The following is a 14,405-nucleotide window of genomic DNA, read 5'->3' as shown; positions in this document are numbered from 1 at the left end:
GTTGGACGTAACAATGATCGGCAGTGGTACGTTGCGGGCGCCGGCTACCGGTGTGTCGGCTGGGGACCCGAGATCGCGGCCACCTGCACGTCCACGGTGACGGACCGGGGTTCAAGGTGCCGGCGGACGGTCCGCGCAGGGAACCCCGGCGTGCGGATGCTAGACTGGTGGAACTTGATGTGCAGTGATGCCCACTTTGATTCGGTTCATCAACCGGATCCCCCGAAGGATTTGTCCGGCAGGGAGTGGGTTTTTTTCATGTGAGAGGCACATCCTGCGTCGATGAACGCGTTCTATTTGGTCCCGGCCGCCGCTACCGCAAGGTTTGCAGCAGCCCGGTTGATCACCTGACTTTTCTTCGGCGAACCCCTGGGCCAACCGGCGCCGGGGGCCGATATCCGCACGGATACCGCCTGAAAGACCTTTGAAACACATGACTACTTTTGCTGGCCTCGGCACGCCCAAAGAACTTGCCGACACCCTCACCGCACAGGGAATCACCGAGCCGTTCCCCATCCAGGTCAAGACCCTCCCGGACACCCTGGCCGGACGCGACGTCCTGGGCCGCGGCCGCACCGGCTCCGGCAAGACCATCGCCTTCGCCATCCCGCTTGTAGCACGACTCGCTGAGCGGGAAGCCAAGCACTTCCGCAAGCCCGGCCGCCCAATGGGCCTGGTCCTTGCGCCGACCCGCGAGCTGGCCACCCAGATCAACGCCACCATCGAGCCGATGGCCAAGGCCATGGGCCTGAACACCACCGTTATCTACGGCGGCATCTCCCAGGCGCGCCAGGAGAAGGCGCTGCGCGCCGGCGTTGACATCGTCATCGCCTGCCCGGGCCGCCTGGAGGACCTGATCCGCCAGCGCATCCTGACCCTCGAAGCTGTCGAGGTCACCGTGCTCGACGAGGCCGACCACATGGCCGACCTCGGCTTCCTGCCGGTGGTCAAGAAGCTCATGGACATGACCCCGAGCCAGGGCCAGCGGCTCCTGTTCTCCGCCACGCTGGACAACGGCGTGGACAAGATCGTCCAGCGCTACCTGTCCAACCCGCTGACCCACTCCGTGGACGATCCGCAGGCCGCGGTCACCACCATGGAACACCACGTGCTCGTCGTCAACGACCAGACCGTCAAGAAGCAGCTGATCGTCGAACTCGCCTCCGGTGCCGGCCGTCGCGTGCTCTTCATGCGCACGAAGCACCACGCCCGCAAGCTTGCCAAGACCCTGACCGACGCCGGCATCCCCGCCGTCGACCTGCACGGCAACCTGTCGCAGAACGCCCGTGACCGCAACCTCGCCGAGTTCTCCTCCGGCGACGTCCGCGTCCTGGTGGCCACGGACGTCGCAGCCCGCGGCGTCCACGTGGACGATGTCGAACTGGTGATCCACGTTGACCCGCCCACAGAGCACAAGGCATACCTGCACCGCTCAGGCCGTACGGCCCGCGCAGGTTCCGACGGCACCGTGGTCACGCTGACCCTCCCGGAGCAGCAGTCCGACGTCAAGAAGCTCATGAAGGCTGCCGGCGTCGAGGTCAACTTCGAGCGCGTCACCGCCAACTCCCCGCTGGTTGCAGAACTGGTGGGCGAAATGGCGGACAAGATCGACCCGCGCACCCGCGCCGCACTTCTGGCTGCCAAGTCCAACCAGGGCGGCGGCACCTCCACCGGTGCAAACGCGGAGCGCAAGCGCGCACGCCGCACCACGCAGGCTGCACCCACCGCGGGTGGCCGCGGTGGACGTGGCGGACGCGGTCGCGTCGGAGCAGAGGCTCCGCGCACCGATCTTCCGCGTTCCGAGCGACGTGCCGTGGCCTATGAAGGCCAGGCCGCTGCCCGCAACGCCGCTGAGCGCGTGGCGGAAAAGAACCAGGACCGTGCCGACGCCGAGCGCGCCGAGCGCCGCAATGCCCGCGGCCGCGGCCGTGCCACTGCTTACTCGCACCACAACGACGTTCCCGCAGCAGGCGGCCGTGCATCGGCCGGCCGCGGGTCTGACGCACGTACAACCGACGGCCGTGGCGACGCCCGCGGCGGCGCAACCCGCACCAGTGCACCGCGAAGTGGTGCTCCCCGCACCGGTGGCGCTCCCCGCACTGGCGGAGCAACGGGCGGCCAGCGCAGCGGACGTCCGGCAACGGGCCAGCGCGCCGCTGCCGGCAGCAAGTCCGGCTCGGCCGGCGGTAACGCTGCAGTCTGGTCTTCCAACACGGGCGGAACCTCGGGCGGATCCTACGCAGGCGGCGGCAACGGCCGCTCCGGCGAAGGCCGTCCGGCACGCAGCGGCGGCCCCCGCCGCGCGTCGGCTCCGGCCTCGAACGAACGCCGCAGCCGCTAGAGTTCGCGTTTTCGCTACCTAAAGTAGCGGGCGACACGCAAAATGCCGGTCGCTGCGGGTATATCCGCAGCGACCGGCATTTAGCGCAGCGTAAATCACGAAGCGCAGCGCCAGCCTGAAAGCTACCAGCCGCGGGCGCGCCACTCCTCCAGGTGCGGGCGTTCCGCGCCGAGGGTAGTGGGTTTGCCGTGGCCCGGATGCACCACCGTGTCATCCGGGTACACGTCAAACAGCCGCTCGCTCACATCGCTGATCAGCTGGTTGAACCGCTCCGGATCCTTCTGGGTGTTGCCCACGCCTCCCGGGAACAGTGAATCGCCGGAGAAGATGTGCGCAGGCCCCTCCGGGTCCTGGTACACCAGCGCCACCGAACCCGGCGTGTGCCCCCGAAGGTGCACTGCCGTCACGTCGAAACCGTCGAAGTTGCCCACGTCTCCGTGGTCCAGCAGGACGTCCACCGGTACCGGCAGTTCCGGGGCGTCATCCGTCCCGGCCGCCGTCTTCACCCCGGTGGCTGCCACCAGGCCCGGCAGCGCACGGACATGGTCCCAGTGCTGGTGGGTGGTGGCAATCAGCGCCAGCTTCGGCGTCGCGGGGGTATCCGCGGCGGCCTCCGCAAGCAGCCCTTGGATGGCGGCCAGATCATCGGCCGCATCGATCAGGAGCTGGGCACCGGAAGCCTTGCTGGTGAGCAGATAAACGTTGTTGTCCATCTCGCTGACCGAAATCCGGCGGATGGTGATGTCACGCAGGTCGTGAATGAGGGAATCCATGGGCCTCAGTCTACGGAAACCCTATTCGCGGCCCTGGGACACCCACTTGGGGTCCGCCGAGCGGGAGCCGACGACGGCGTCCGCGGCGGCGTCGAGCTTCTCCAGTTGCGCACTGGTGAAGTTGAGCGACAGCGCACCCAGGTTCTCGTCGATCCGTTCCGCCTTGCGCGTGCCGGGGATGGGAACCACAGGCAGGCCAAGCTTTTTGCCCTGGGCAAACAGCCAGGCCAGGGCCACTTGTGCCGGAGTCGCCGGCTCGCCGGCGACGGTGAGCTCGGCTGCGACGGCCTGAACCGCGGCCACCACTCCCCGGTTGGCATCCGCCGCGTCAGCGGCGAAGCGGGGGATGTTGCGGCGGAAGTCGCCGCTCCCGAGCTTCGAAGCGTCCACTGTGCCGGTGAGGAATCCCCGGCCCAGCGGTGAATACGGCACGAAACCCACCCCAAGTGCGGCCGCCGCGGGAACAACGTGGCGTTCCACATCGCGGCTCCAGATGGACCACTCGCTCTGGACCGCCGCGATCGGGTGGACGCTGCTGGCTTCCCGCAGTTCCTCGGCCGTCACTTCCGACAGGCCGAGGTGCCGCACCTTGCCTTGCTGCACCAGCGCCGCCATGGCCTCCACGGTTTCCACAATCGGAACGCGGAGGTCGCGGCGGTGCATGTAGTACAGGTCAATGGTGTCGGTGCCCAGGCGGCGGAGGCTGGCTTCCACCGCCTCCCGCACATAGGCGGCGTCACCCCGGATGTCCGTATAGCCGGTTGACGGGGTGCCCACCAGCCCGAACTTGGTGGCCAGCTGTACTTCGTCCCGGCGCTCCTTGAGCAACCGGGAAATCAGTTCCTCGTTGCTGCCGCCGCCGTAGATGTCCGCAGTGTCGATAAAGCTGACGCCCGCATCCACCGCATGGTGCAGGGTCCGCAGGGCCTCGGCCTCGTCCACTTCGCCGTAGACCGGGGTCAGGGCCATGCCGCCGAACCCCAGGGGGCTGACGTTCAATCCGTCGCCGAGGTGGACCAATGGTGCGGGTGCCGGTGCCATAAGGGTCTCCAATTCGCTGCTGTGCGTGTTCCGGGAAGTGCCGTCCTAGCCAAGAACTCCTGCGGCAAGGCCAGTATTCCTTATGAATCGACGGCCTGCTCGAGTGCTGCCGGGCGGGGCTGAAGGCGGGCACCCGAAGCCAGGAGCGTCTCGATCGCCTCGGCGGAACCCGGGCGGGCCAGGAAGTAGCCCTGGCCCATCGGGCAATCCAGGGCGCGGAGAAGGTCCAGCTGTCCGGGCTCCTCCACCCCTTCGGCGATCACGTCGAGGGAGAGCATGCGGGCCAGCCCCAGGATGCCTTCGAGCATCGCCGCCGATTGCGCCTCGGACGATTGCCGTCCAAGGAACGAACGGTCAATCTTGAGGATGTCCGCCGGCAGCACCGCCAAGGAGCTCAGCGAGGAATATCCCGTCCCAAAGTCGTCGATAGCCACGCGCACACCGGTCTCCTTCAGGGCCTTGAGTGCGGCGATGCCGCCGTCCGTGCTGCCAGCAAGGGCTGTTTCGGTGACTTCGAGTACCACCTTTTCCGCCTGTGCCGCGGGGTCGGCAAGGATGCGCGTGATGGCGACCAGGTTCCGCGGGTTGGGCAGCTGGATGGTGGAGAGGTTGATGGCAATCCAGAGGTCTCCGCAGTGCGGCAGGGATTTCCGCCAGCTGGCCGCCTGGCGGCTCGCGTTGTCCAGCACCCAGCAGCCGACGGCGTCGATGTCGCCCGTCTCCTCGGCGAGCGGAATGAACTCCGACGGCGCAAGCAGCCCCAGCGTGGGGTGCTCCCAGCGCACCAGAGCCTCGACGCCGAGGATGGCTCCGCTGTTCAGATCGGCAACGGGCTGGTACTCGAGGCGGAGCTGGCCGGCGGGCACGGCGGAGGCCAAGTCCCGTTTGAGGGCGGCGCGGTACGTCATATGGTCGTAGCCCTCGGCGTCGAAAAGCTGGAAACGTGCCTTTCCGCCGTGTTTGGCCAGATACATCGCGAAGTCCGCCTGCCGCAGCAGCTCGGCAGCGTCTGTGGTTTCCGGACGCCGTTGTGCCGCGCCCATGCTGGCCGTGACGGTCAGCCGGTCGTCGCCGACGAAGAACGGTGCGCGCAACGCCCGGTGGATCCGATCGGCGATCCAGGCGGTGACCGAGCCGGCGTCGTCGTCCATCACAACGATCGCGAACTCGTCGCCGCCGAGCCGGGCAACCACGTCGTCGGAGCGGACGCAGCCCTTGAGGCGGGCGGCCAGCTGGATGAGCAGGGCATCACCCCGCTCATGTCCCAGTGAATCGTTGACCTCCTTGAAGTCGTCGATGTCGATGAACAGCAGCCCCTCGTTCCGGTTCCTGCGGGTGCTTCCGGCCCCAAAGGATGCCGTGAGGCGTTCCATCAGGGCCGCCCGGTTTGCCAGGCCGGTGAGGGGGTCGTGCGTCGCCCGGTGGGTAAGTGTCTCATGGCTGCTGTGGACGGCGGCGGCCATGCCGTTGAATGCCTCCGCCAGTTCGCCGAGTTCGTCGCGGCGGAAGACCTCGATGCGGTGGTTGTAATTGCCTGCCTGCAGCTTGCGGACACCCTGGTGCAGGCTCCCTACCGGGCGCATGAGGTCCTTGACCATCCTGCGGCGGAAGTAGACCGTAGCGCCCACTGCCACCACGAACAGGAAGCTGCGCGCGACAACCAGGAACCGCTCGAGTTCGGCGCTGTGCGCGAGTCCCTTGTCCATTTCCGCCAGGGAGTAGCGCCGGATGTCCGCCAGCTTGCTGCGGATTCCTGCGCTGGAGGCGGCCAATGCCGGGGTCTCCTCCACGTGGCTGCCCCGGAGTGAAAGCACCCCGCTGCCCCACAGGCCGTGTTCCGCCAAGGTCTCCTCCCACGACTGCCGGGCCGCGGCAATCGTTTCCCGCACTTCTGTCTCAGCCGGCAGGACGGCGGCGACGTCCTCGAAGACGCGGGTTATTTCCTCCTGCTGCCGGAGGAAAGCGGAGCGGTCCACGGGGGCACTCGAGAGCAACTGGTGCCCCAATTGCTCGTGGCTGTCGAGTGCCGACCGGAGGGTCTCTACTTTTTCGAGCTCGAGCTGCAACCGGCCGGACGTTTCCTGCACCTGGTCCATCAGGCCGCGCACACCCACGATCGTGACCACGGCGCCGATCAGCAGTGCGGCGAGCATCAGCAGGAACGCCCTGGACCATTCGCGCCGCAGGCTCCACGTGCGCCCGGACGCGGCAGGCCCGGTTGCGGGGTCCCGGGGCGTGGCCGCTGGTCCTGAAGCGTTGTCCGGTGCTTGCGCATCCATGTGCTGTTGTCCTCTGCGTCCAGGAGCCACGGGGGACCCAGCCACCGGCTGAGACCCAATGATGGTCCGGTGATCCTAGGAGCAGGCTAACAGGGCTGCACTGCCTTGGACCGTTTGCCGCTGAAATAAGACTTCGGGAACCCCGTCCGGCCGGCGGTGAACGAACCGGGAACCCTAGGACCAGGGAATGATCCGGTCCGCGGCAGCACGGGTGGATTCGATCAGCCGCGCGTTGGCTTGGTCGGAGCCGCCGGCCCATAGCTCCGCAGCAGGCCGGTCCATGCCAAAGTGCACATGCCTGTCCACCAGCCGCTCGAGCCGCAGGTCCGGGGGAGTGTCCATGAACCAGACCTGGTCCAGCTGCGCCCGGACCTGCCGCCACACCGGGTGGTCCGCCAGCAGGTAGTTCCCTTCTGTGATCACCAGCGGCACCGAGGCCGGAACGCCGATGGAGGCTGCCACGGGCTCGTCGATCTCCCGGCGGAAATCCGGCGCGTAGACCACCGGCTCATCCCGCCGGGCGAGCCGCCGCAGCAGTGAGAGGTAACCGCCGGCGTCGAACGTGTCGATTGCCCCCTTGCGCTGCCGCAGCGGCGTGCCGTCGATGATCGCGTTGCCCAGGTGGAAGCCGTCCATCGGCACCACCACGGCCAGGTCCGGGCCGAAGAGGGTGTGCAGGGCAGCCGCAAACGTCGATTTGCCGGATCCCGGCGAGCCCGTGATGCCGAGCAGCGTCCGGTTCCCGGACGCCAGGCGGCCGCGCAGGTCCGCCACGGCCGCCCTCAACTCCGGATGCCGGAGCGCGTCCGGCTGGATAGATGCCATGGCCACCAGCCTAATTCGCCGTTACCTGGCCTGGAACACCGCCACCGTGCGGGCGGGGACGCTGAAGGTCCCCGACTGCGCATCATATCCGGCCGCCTTGACCACGGAATCGACGCCCCCGGCCTGCACCGGGTGCAGGGCGTAGGCGGAACGCGCCGTGCCGGACAGGGTTTGGCTCGTGGCCTCATCCGAGGCATTGAACACCACCACCAGCCCGCGCAGGTTCGGGTCCACGTCCGTCCCGACCGAATCGTCAATGCGCATCACCACAACGCCCGGGGTTTGTTCCGGGCCGCCCGCCGGGAAGGAGACCTTCTGCTGGACCAGTCCGGCATCGCCCAGGTGGAACAACGGCGTGCTCTTGCGGATGCGCAGCAGTTCCTCGGCCCGTTGACGGGCTTGCGTGATGTCCGCGGAAGCCGGCTTCTGGGCCGGATCTGCCAGCAACGGGCGCATGTAGCCGTACTTGTCCTCGTTGTCAGCCTTGGGCGGCAGGCCGCGGCCGAATCCATTGGTGGCGTCCGTGTGGTCCAGGACGTTGAACCAGTCGCCGGAATCGTAGCTGTTGCGGTCCAGGGACTTGCTGCGCAGCGATTCGCCTCCGGCATGCCAGAAGGAGACGCCCTGGCCGAAGGCCGTGGTGCTGAGCGCAAGGGTCTGCATCCGGGTGCGGTCGGCCATGGGCGTATCCTGTGGCAGTTTCAGGGCCAGGGCGTCGAACAACGTCTCGTTGTCGTGGGCCTCCACGTAGGTGATGGCCTCCTGGGGATCGCTGGTGTACCCCGCCGGGGCGCCGTTGTACGGTACGTCCGAACCCTTGACGGCGGCGCCGGTGCGGTCAATGAAGGAGTAGTCCTTCAGGTTGCCGGTCAGGCCCACCTTCACCAGGTCCTGTGCGAGAAGGAGGGCGGCCTTCTGCTGTTCGGGTGTGCCGTTGGCCGGGGAATCGTTGGGATCCGTGAACAATCCGGAAGCGAAACCCTGGACGCGCGGATCGGGGTCGAACGGGCCCCCGCCGCGGACGGCGTCGCGCAGGCGGTCGTTGAACGTCCCGATGCCGGTTCCGGCCATGTTCGCCTGGGTGGCCTGCACGAACCTGGCATTGTTGGCCACCTCGCCGAAGTTCCAGCCCTCGCCGTACAGGGCGATGTTCTTGCCGTCCACGCCGTCCCTGTGCAGGGTCAGCTTGTCTAGGGCAGCCCTGACGTCCAGCATGTTCTGCTTTGAGTGGTGCCCCATGAGGTCGAAACGGAACCCGTCCAGTTTGTAGGTCCTGGCCAGCGTCACCAGCGAGTCGACCATGAGCTTGCCCATCATGGCGTTCTCGGTGGCCGTGTTGGCGCAGCACGTGGACGTCTCCAGGGAACCGGTGACGGCGTTCAGGCGGTGGTAGTAGCCCGGGACAATCCGATCGAGGTTGTTGCTTCCGGACTGGCCTGCGCTGGAGGTGTGGTTGTAGACGACGTCCTGGATGACCCGCGCGCCGGTGGTGTTGAGGGCGGCCACCATTTCACGGAACTCCGTGATCCTGGTGGCTCCGTCCGGGTTGGTGGAGTAGGAGCCTTCGGGTGTTGTGTAGTGCAGGGGATCGTAGCCCCAGTTGAAACCGTCCTTGGCTGCCGTCCCTGCCACGCAGGCCTGTTGTTCCTCTGAGTCGGCGGGAAGGGCTGCGAGGTCACAGAGCGGCTCGCGCTGCTCGCTGCGATGCTCCTCGATGGTGCCGATGTCGTTGACAGGCAGCAGGTGGACCGCGTTCATCCCGGCGTCCACCAGTTCCTGCATGCGCTTCATGCCGTTGCTGCCGGTGTCCGTAAACGCCTTGTAGGTGCCGCGGTGCCCGGCCGGAACGGAGTCGTCGGTGATGGAAAAGTCACGCACGTGCAGCTCGTAGACGGAAAGGTCCTCCGGCTTGCTGAGCGCGGGCTTCTGGAGTTTGGCCCAGCCGGACGGTGCCAGGGACTTGTCATCCAGATCCACGAAGAGGCTGCGCTCGGAGTTGGCGGAGAGGCCAACGCTGTAGGGGTCGGTGACTAGGTTCCGCTCGACCTTGCCGGTTTCCGGAACGAACACCTCCACTTCGTACAGGTAGTAGCCACCGTTCCAGTCCTTGTCCCCGGTAATGGACCATACGCCGTCCTTGCCCGGTTTCATGGCCGTGGTGGCGACGGGTTCGCCGCCGGAGCCGGAGGCGTAGGTGCGGACAGCGACGCTGCGGGCCGTGGGGGCCCACAGCGAAAGCTCCGGGCGCCTGCCCTTCCAGGCCAGTCCAAGTTCCCGCTCTGCCGCTCCGGGGTACAGCGAGTCCAGGACGCCGGGAACCTGGATCCCGGTAGTGGCTGTGACTTTGCCGTCCGGGCCGATCGCGGCCACCAGCAGCTGGCCCTTGAGCAGTTCCTTGGCCTGGCGTGAGCCGGCTTCCGTCAGCCGCAGCGAGGCGAGGCCCGCCAGGTGCGGATACTTTGCCGCAAGGCCTGCATCCAACCCTTGGGCATCGAGCTCGAGGGGAAGGGCGGAACCGCCGGTGACCTGTCCGTCGGCAACCGCCAGGCCGCCGTCGGGGGCGCTGTAGAGCCGGTAGGTCGTGCCCTCGGCTGCGGGGGCCTTCCAAGCGATGGTGTCCGCCGTCAGCCAGTGCGCCCCGGCGTCGGCTCCCAGCGCGTCCGGCACGTCGTCCGTGAGGCTGTGGCTGGCGTGGTCGTACGTGAAGGTCACCGGTCCTCCCGGCGCGTTGAGCACGATGTCGCCCCCGCCGGCCGCCCCGCCTGCGCCGTAGTTCTCGTCCCATGAATTGTTGAGGGCGACTTTCATGGCGTAGGTGCCGGCCGGGACATCGAAGGTGGCCCGGAACAGAGTTGCGGATCCCTCGACCGGCAGCAGCCTGCTGGCGGGGCACTCCGGCTGCCAGTCGCCCGGGCAGCCGATTTCGGACTGCAGCGATCCGACGAGGGCCACCGTCCCCGGAGTGGCAGTGTGGTCCGCAAAGGCGGGGAGGGCCAGGCCGCCCAGGGTGAGGGGAGTGACGCAGGCTGCGGCCAGCGCAGCCAGGAGTTTCCTGTTGAGGACGGGCGGGGACCCGGGCAGGCGGGAGTGGCGAATCATGGGAGACCTTCCTTGACAATGCCCCAGAACGGCATCAGCGGTGAGCGGGGATACCGATGAGCCTAGGTAGCCGTTGTGACGCACGTCAACCATTTACGGAAAATTTTGCGTTCTGTTTTCATCGTTTGCGGCGTGCCGTTTACGTAGACTGGGGGCACGATGACTTCCGGACGGCTGTTCCGGTGAAGGAGCCTTATGAGCACGACGGCGGGCCGCGCACACCCTGACGCCCCGGAGCGACCCAAGCTGGAGGACCTCGCCCGGAAGGTGGGAGTCAGCATCGCCACGGTGTCCCGCGTGGTCAATGGACGGAAAGGCGTTTCGCGCGAGGTGCGGCAGTCGGTCCTCGCCGCGATGGACGACCTTGGCTACGAGCGGCCGGACCGTGCACGAAGCACCACCCGGGGCCAGGTGGGGATCATTGTTCCGGACCTGACCAATCCGATCTTTCCGGCAATTGCGCAGACTGTCGTATCGCTCCTGTCCCAGGAGGACTTCATCCCGATCCTCTGTGCCCTGCCGGGCGGGGGGCGCTCAGAAGACGAGTACATCGAGATGCTCGTGGCGCAGGAAGCGTCCGGAATCATTTTCATCTGCAGTTCACACGCCGACGGCCAGGCCAGCCTGGAGCGTTACCACCGGCTCCGCGGCCGCGGCATCCCGTTCGTCCTGGTCAACGGTGCACGTCCGGAACTGTCGGCCGCCTCCGTGTCCAATGACGACGCCGCGGCAATCAGCACGGCGGTGCACCACCTGGCCAGCCTGGGGCACCGGAAGGTGGGGCTGGCTATAGGCCCGCACCGTTTCATCCCCAGCAGGCAAAAGCTGGCCGGATTCCGCTCCGCCCTCGCCGAGTACCTGGACACCCAGGACCCGGAACCGCACACGGCTACCAGCATGTTCACGGTGGAAGGCGGGCAGAGCGCGGCCAATGAGCTCCTGGACTCCGGCCACACGGCCATAGTGTGCGCCTCCGACGTCATGGCACTCGGCGCCATCCGCGCCGTCCAAGCCAGGGGGCTGCGCGTCCCGGAGGATGTGTCCATCGTCGGTTTCGACGACTCCCCGCTGATGGCGCTCACCAATCCGCCGCTGACCACCCTCAGGCAGCCTGTCGCCGCGATCGCGCACGCCGCCGTCCATGCCCTGGCGGCCGAAATTGCCGGCGAACAGTCCACCCGTTCGCCGGTGGTCCTGGCGTCCGACCTGGTGGTGCGTGGATCTACCGGTCCTGCGGCAGCAGCTTCAGGCCCGCCGCGCAGCCCACGATCCCGGCGATGAACAGCAGCTTGAGCGGGCTGGCGGGCTCGACGCCGGTGGCCATCGCCCAGCCCACGGTAAGGGCGGCGCCGATCCCCACCCACACGGCGTAGGCAGTCCCGAGCGGGATCGACTTCACAGCGATCCCCAGCCCCGCCATGCTCAGTGTTGCTGTGACGGCAAAAACGGCAGTGGCCAGCGGCCGGGAGAAACCGTCGGACAGGCCCAGTGCGGTGGCCCAGACAGCCTCAAGCACAGCGGAAGCGAGCAGGATCAGCCAGGCAGTCGCATTCCTGGTCATTACGCCACCACCTTCAGGCCCACCACAGACGCCGCGATACCGGCCAGCAGCAGCAGTCGCGCCGCCGTCGCGCGTTCCACCTTGGTGACGATCGCGTAGGCGGAGGTCAGCACCACGCCGACACCCACCCACACCGCGTAGGCGGTGCCTGTGGGGATCGACTGCATTGCGATGGCCAGGCCGCCGGTGCTGGCGATGACGGAGACCAGGAAGACCGCCGCGGGCAGCACGCGCCGGCGGCCTGTGGCCTGGGAAGTCCGGTGCAGCGCTGCGGCCCAGACGGCCTCGAGCGCGCCGGAGAAAATGAGGATTAACCACGACATGACAGATCCTTTGGCCAGTCTTGTCGCGTGCCGGGTACTGAACCGTCGTCCGGAGGCTCCGGAAGGGAAAGCCTTGGTCCCAGCGTAGCAACGCCCGAAGCCGGGCGGCCACCGTTGGTGGCCAAGCTCACCGGGGCTGCTTGGGCAGGGGTGGGGCCCGGTGCGGGATCGACGCGGCGAGGGCAAGCACCGCGATGAACGATGCGGCCAGCACCGCAAACCAGGCGCCGCGCGGTTCGGTGATGGCGAGCCTGGGGCCGGCGATCCCGGGCCCCGTCAGGGCGAGTGCCACGGCGAGGGCAGCGCTGACGAGTCCGCAGGCAAGCCTTGCCCAGAGCGGCCCGCGGCGGGAGAGGGCGTAGCCGCCGCCGATCCCCGTCAGTGAGACGGCGATGGCGCCTCCGCCGAGGCCCTCGGTGAGAAGGCCGGCAATCGCGCCCGGCATGAACAGGGGAGCGACGGCGAACGCGAGGGGCGCAAGGGCGAGCCAGCGCCAGCCCCGCCGGCCGCCTGCCCGCCGCAGTGCTTCCGCCCAGCCCAGTAACCCGCCGGCAACTGCCCCGGGCAGGAGGATCGCGCCGAAGGTTCCCCACCAGGTGAAGGTGGACTCCGGGCCCACCAGCTCCACCATGTAGCTGCGGAATCCTGCGGCCCAGGCAATCCCGCAGGTTATGCCGATCGCTACGAACGGCACCGTTGAATGGAGGGGCGCGGTCCGGGGGACGGGCGCGGCTTGATGGGCGGCGGGCCGGGCGTCGCCCGCGGTTGATGCAGATTCCTTGTCGCTCATGCTCGGCTCCAGAAGTTCAGCCAGTAGCTGGGGACATTAGGGCACTGATGCGGAAACATCAAGGCCTCTCGCTTGGTCTTAGCTGCTACCGGGTGCCGCCAGCGGCAGCGGAATCCGTTCCACCACCCGCGGTGCAAGGAGGAGCTGCCTTTCCGGCGGGGCGGGAGCTGCAGTGAGGGCCCCGCCGGCGGTTCGGCCGGTGCCCGAACCGGCAAGAGATCCGCTTTCCGCCAACTCGTAAGCCAGCACGCGGATGATGTGGCGAGCCGCCTCCTCCACGGGCTGGGCGACGCTGGAGAGACCCAGCGCCGCAGCCACGGGAGTGTTGTCGAAGCCCACGACGGCGGTCCGGCCGCTGGGGCCGTCCGGCCCGGCGCCCGGCCGGGCGCCCCTGCCGGCAGCCTGCCCGGAAGAGGACCCGCCACGCCGTGATTCCCGGAGTTTCTCCATGGCTCCCAGCGCCAGGGAGTCGCTGGAACAGACCATGGCCGTGGCGCCCCTAGATGCCAGCAGGCCCGCTCCGGACGCGCCGCCGGCAACGGTGTCCTCCGCTTCCACGCTGAGTCCCGGCACATCCTGGCCCCGCCCTGCCGCGGTCATGGCGCGCTCCCAGCCCCGGCGGCGGTCCGCACCCACCGGATCGCCCGTGAACCAGCCCAGGAATCCGATCCGCGAGTGGCCCTGCGCCAGCAGCATCTGCACGGCCGCTTCCGTTCCGGCTGCCCCGTCCACATCCACCCAGGGGTGGTCCGCCGCTGCGGGGTGCCCGGCGGCATCCCAGGGCCGGCCGAAAACGGCGAAAGGCGTGCCGCGTTCCTGCAGCCACCGGGTCCGGGGGTCGTCGGGGGTGCTGGAGGTCAGGATGAATCCGTCCAGACCGGCAACGTCCAGAAGTTGCCCGTATTGTCGTATTTCGTCCCGGTCCGAGTCGGCGCAGAAGAGCGTGAGCCGGTAGCCGGCCGACTGGGACGCTTCCGTGAGCGCATGCAGGAAGCGGTCCAGGACGGCACCGTTGATGCCGTTCGTGGCGGGAAGGAGCCGCATGCCGAGGTTCATGGAACGCCGGGTCCGCAGTTGGCGGGCCGCGGCGCTGGGCCGGTAGCCGGCCGCGGCGATGGCGGCCTGGACGCGTTCCCGGGTGGCGGGCCTGACCTTGTGCGGGGCGTTCAGCACATTCGAGATGGTCTGCCGCGACACGGCAAGTTCGCCAGCCAGGCTGGCGAGGGTGGGCCGGGGCAAGCGGGTCTCCTTAGGACGCGGGTACTGAGTGGCTAAATGCGGCCGGTGGCCGGTGGCCGGTGGCCGGCGGGCGTCCCGGCGTTGCCGCGCCACGGCGGACTTTTCCTTCCCACACTAACGTGTGAGACGATTTA

Annotated in this window: 11 protein-coding genes and 1 riboswitch; of the genes, 2 read left to right on the top strand and 9 right to left on the bottom strand. The window is 68.1% G+C overall.

The genetic code is table 11. The features are described from left to right. Nucleotides 1–433 precede the first annotated feature (433 nt). A complete protein-coding gene (locus tag ARTH_RS19105; RefSeq protein ID WP_011693597.1) occupies nucleotides 434–2,341 on the top strand; it encodes a DEAD/DEAH box helicase in 1,908 nt (635 codons plus the stop codon). A gap of 122 nt (nucleotides 2,342–2,463) precedes the next feature. Here ARTH_RS19105 and ARTH_RS19100 read toward each other — a convergent pair whose 3' ends face one another. The 5 genes from ARTH_RS19100 to pulA all read right to left on the bottom strand — a co-directional run bounded on the left by ARTH_RS19100 (nucleotide 2,464) and on the right by pulA (nucleotide 10,358). After that, nucleotides 2,464–3,114, bottom strand: coding sequence for an MBL fold metallo-hydrolase (locus tag ARTH_RS19100; protein ID WP_011693596.1), 651 nt, complete (start codon nucleotides 3,112–3,114; stop codon nucleotides 2,464–2,466). Nucleotides 3,115–3,135: 21 nt separating this feature from the next. Further along, nucleotides 3,136–4,155 carry an aldo/keto reductase gene (locus ARTH_RS19095; RefSeq protein ID WP_011693595.1) on the bottom strand — a complete coding sequence of 340 codons (1,020 nt, stop codon included), beginning with the start codon at nucleotides 4,153–4,155 and terminating at the stop codon, nucleotides 3,136–3,138. An 80-nt stretch (nucleotides 4,156–4,235) separates the two neighbouring features. After that, nucleotides 4,236–6,434 (bottom strand): putative bifunctional diguanylate cyclase/phosphodiesterase, encoded by a 2,199-nt coding sequence (locus tag ARTH_RS19090; RefSeq protein ID WP_011693594.1) that lies wholly within the window; start codon nucleotides 6,432–6,434, stop codon nucleotides 4,236–4,238. A 174-nt stretch (nucleotides 6,435–6,608) separates the two neighbouring features. Then, complete coding sequence (locus ARTH_RS19085) at nucleotides 6,609–7,259, bottom strand: nucleoside/nucleotide kinase family protein (RefSeq protein ID WP_043430090.1); 651 nt, start codon at nucleotides 7,257–7,259, stop codon at nucleotides 6,609–6,611. A gap of 21 nt (nucleotides 7,260–7,280) precedes the next feature. After that, nucleotides 7,281–10,358 (bottom strand): pullulanase-type alpha-1,6-glucosidase, encoded by a 3,078-nt coding sequence (gene pulA, locus ARTH_RS19080; RefSeq protein WP_011693592.1) that lies wholly within the window; start codon nucleotides 10,356–10,358, stop codon nucleotides 7,281–7,283. 195 nt (nucleotides 10,359–10,553) lie between these two features. On the opposite strand from pulA, the gene ARTH_RS19075 reads away from it, so the two are divergent. Beyond that, entirely contained in the window at nucleotides 10,554–11,639 is a 1,086-nt protein-coding gene (locus ARTH_RS19075; RefSeq protein ID WP_011693591.1) for a LacI family DNA-binding transcriptional regulator, read from the top strand. Here ARTH_RS19075 and ARTH_RS19070 read toward each other — a convergent pair. The 4 genes from ARTH_RS19070 to ARTH_RS19055 form a co-directional block, all read right to left on the bottom strand. Then, on the bottom strand, nucleotides 11,581–11,919 hold the full coding sequence (locus tag ARTH_RS19070; RefSeq protein ID WP_011693590.1) for a DMT family transporter: 339 nt from the start codon (nucleotides 11,917–11,919) through the stop codon (nucleotides 11,581–11,583). The two genes, ARTH_RS19075 and ARTH_RS19070, sit on opposite strands and share 59 nt — an antisense overlap. Then, entirely contained in the window at nucleotides 11,919–12,242 is a 324-nt protein-coding gene (locus tag ARTH_RS19065; protein ID WP_011693589.1) for a DMT family transporter, read from the bottom strand. Before ARTH_RS19065 ends, ARTH_RS19070 begins: the two co-directional genes overlap by 1 nt. Nucleotides 12,243–12,251: 9 nt before the next feature. Continuing rightward, a riboswitch (guanidine-III (ykkC-III) riboswitch) is annotated at nucleotides 12,252–12,319 on the bottom strand. Between the two features lie 50 nt (nucleotides 12,320–12,369). Continuing rightward, complete coding sequence (locus ARTH_RS19060; RefSeq protein ID WP_011693588.1) at nucleotides 12,370–13,032, bottom strand: hypothetical protein; 663 nt, start codon at nucleotides 13,030–13,032, stop codon at nucleotides 12,370–12,372. 78 nt (nucleotides 13,033–13,110) lie between these two features. Then, nucleotides 13,111–14,271 carry a LacI family DNA-binding transcriptional regulator gene (locus tag ARTH_RS19055; RefSeq protein WP_156810713.1) on the bottom strand — a complete coding sequence of 387 codons (1,161 nt, stop codon included), beginning with the start codon at nucleotides 14,269–14,271 and terminating at the stop codon, nucleotides 13,111–13,113. Nucleotides 14,272–14,405: the final 134 nt, after the last annotated feature.

The sequence above is a fragment of the Arthrobacter sp. FB24 genome (assembly GCF_000196235.1).
Lineage (GTDB): Bacteria > Actinomycetota > Actinomycetes > Actinomycetales > Micrococcaceae > Arthrobacter.
The sequence above is the reverse complement of the archived record's forward strand: the minus strand, read 5'-3'. Positions and strand labels throughout refer to the sequence as shown.

Bases quoted from the DNA above. Each gene is read 5' to 3' on its own strand.
- ARTH_RS19105 (WP_011693597.1), top strand. From the start codon at position 434: ATGACTACTTTTGCTGGCCTCGGCACGCCCAAAGAACTTGCCGACACC.
- ARTH_RS19100 (WP_011693596.1), bottom strand. From the start codon at position 3,114: ATGGATTCCCTCATTCACGACCTGCGTGACATCACCATCCGCCGGATT.
- ARTH_RS19095 (WP_011693595.1), bottom strand. From the start codon at position 4,155: ATGGCACCGGCACCCGCACCATTGGTCCACCTCGGCGACGGATTGAAC.
- ARTH_RS19090 (WP_011693594.1), bottom strand. From the start codon at position 6,434: ATGGATGCGCAAGCACCGGACAACGCTTCAGGACCAGCGGCCACGCCC.
- ARTH_RS19085 (WP_043430090.1), bottom strand. From the start codon at position 7,259: ATGGCATCTATCCAGCCGGACGCGCTCCGGCATCCGGAGTTGAGGGCG.
- pulA (WP_011693592.1), bottom strand. From the start codon at position 10,358: ATGATTCGCCACTCCCGCCTGCCCGGGTCCCCGCCCGTCCTCAACAGG.
- ARTH_RS19075 (WP_011693591.1), top strand. From the start codon at position 10,554: ATGAGCACGACGGCGGGCCGCGCACACCCTGACGCCCCGGAGCGACCC.
- ARTH_RS19070 (WP_011693590.1), bottom strand. From the start codon at position 11,919: ATGACCAGGAATGCGACTGCCTGGCTGATCCTGCTCGCTTCCGCTGTG.
- ARTH_RS19065 (WP_011693589.1), bottom strand. From the start codon at position 12,242: ATGTCGTGGTTAATCCTCATTTTCTCCGGCGCGCTCGAGGCCGTCTGG.
- ARTH_RS19060 (WP_011693588.1), bottom strand. From the start codon at position 13,032: ATGAGCGACAAGGAATCTGCATCAACCGCGGGCGACGCCCGGCCCGCC.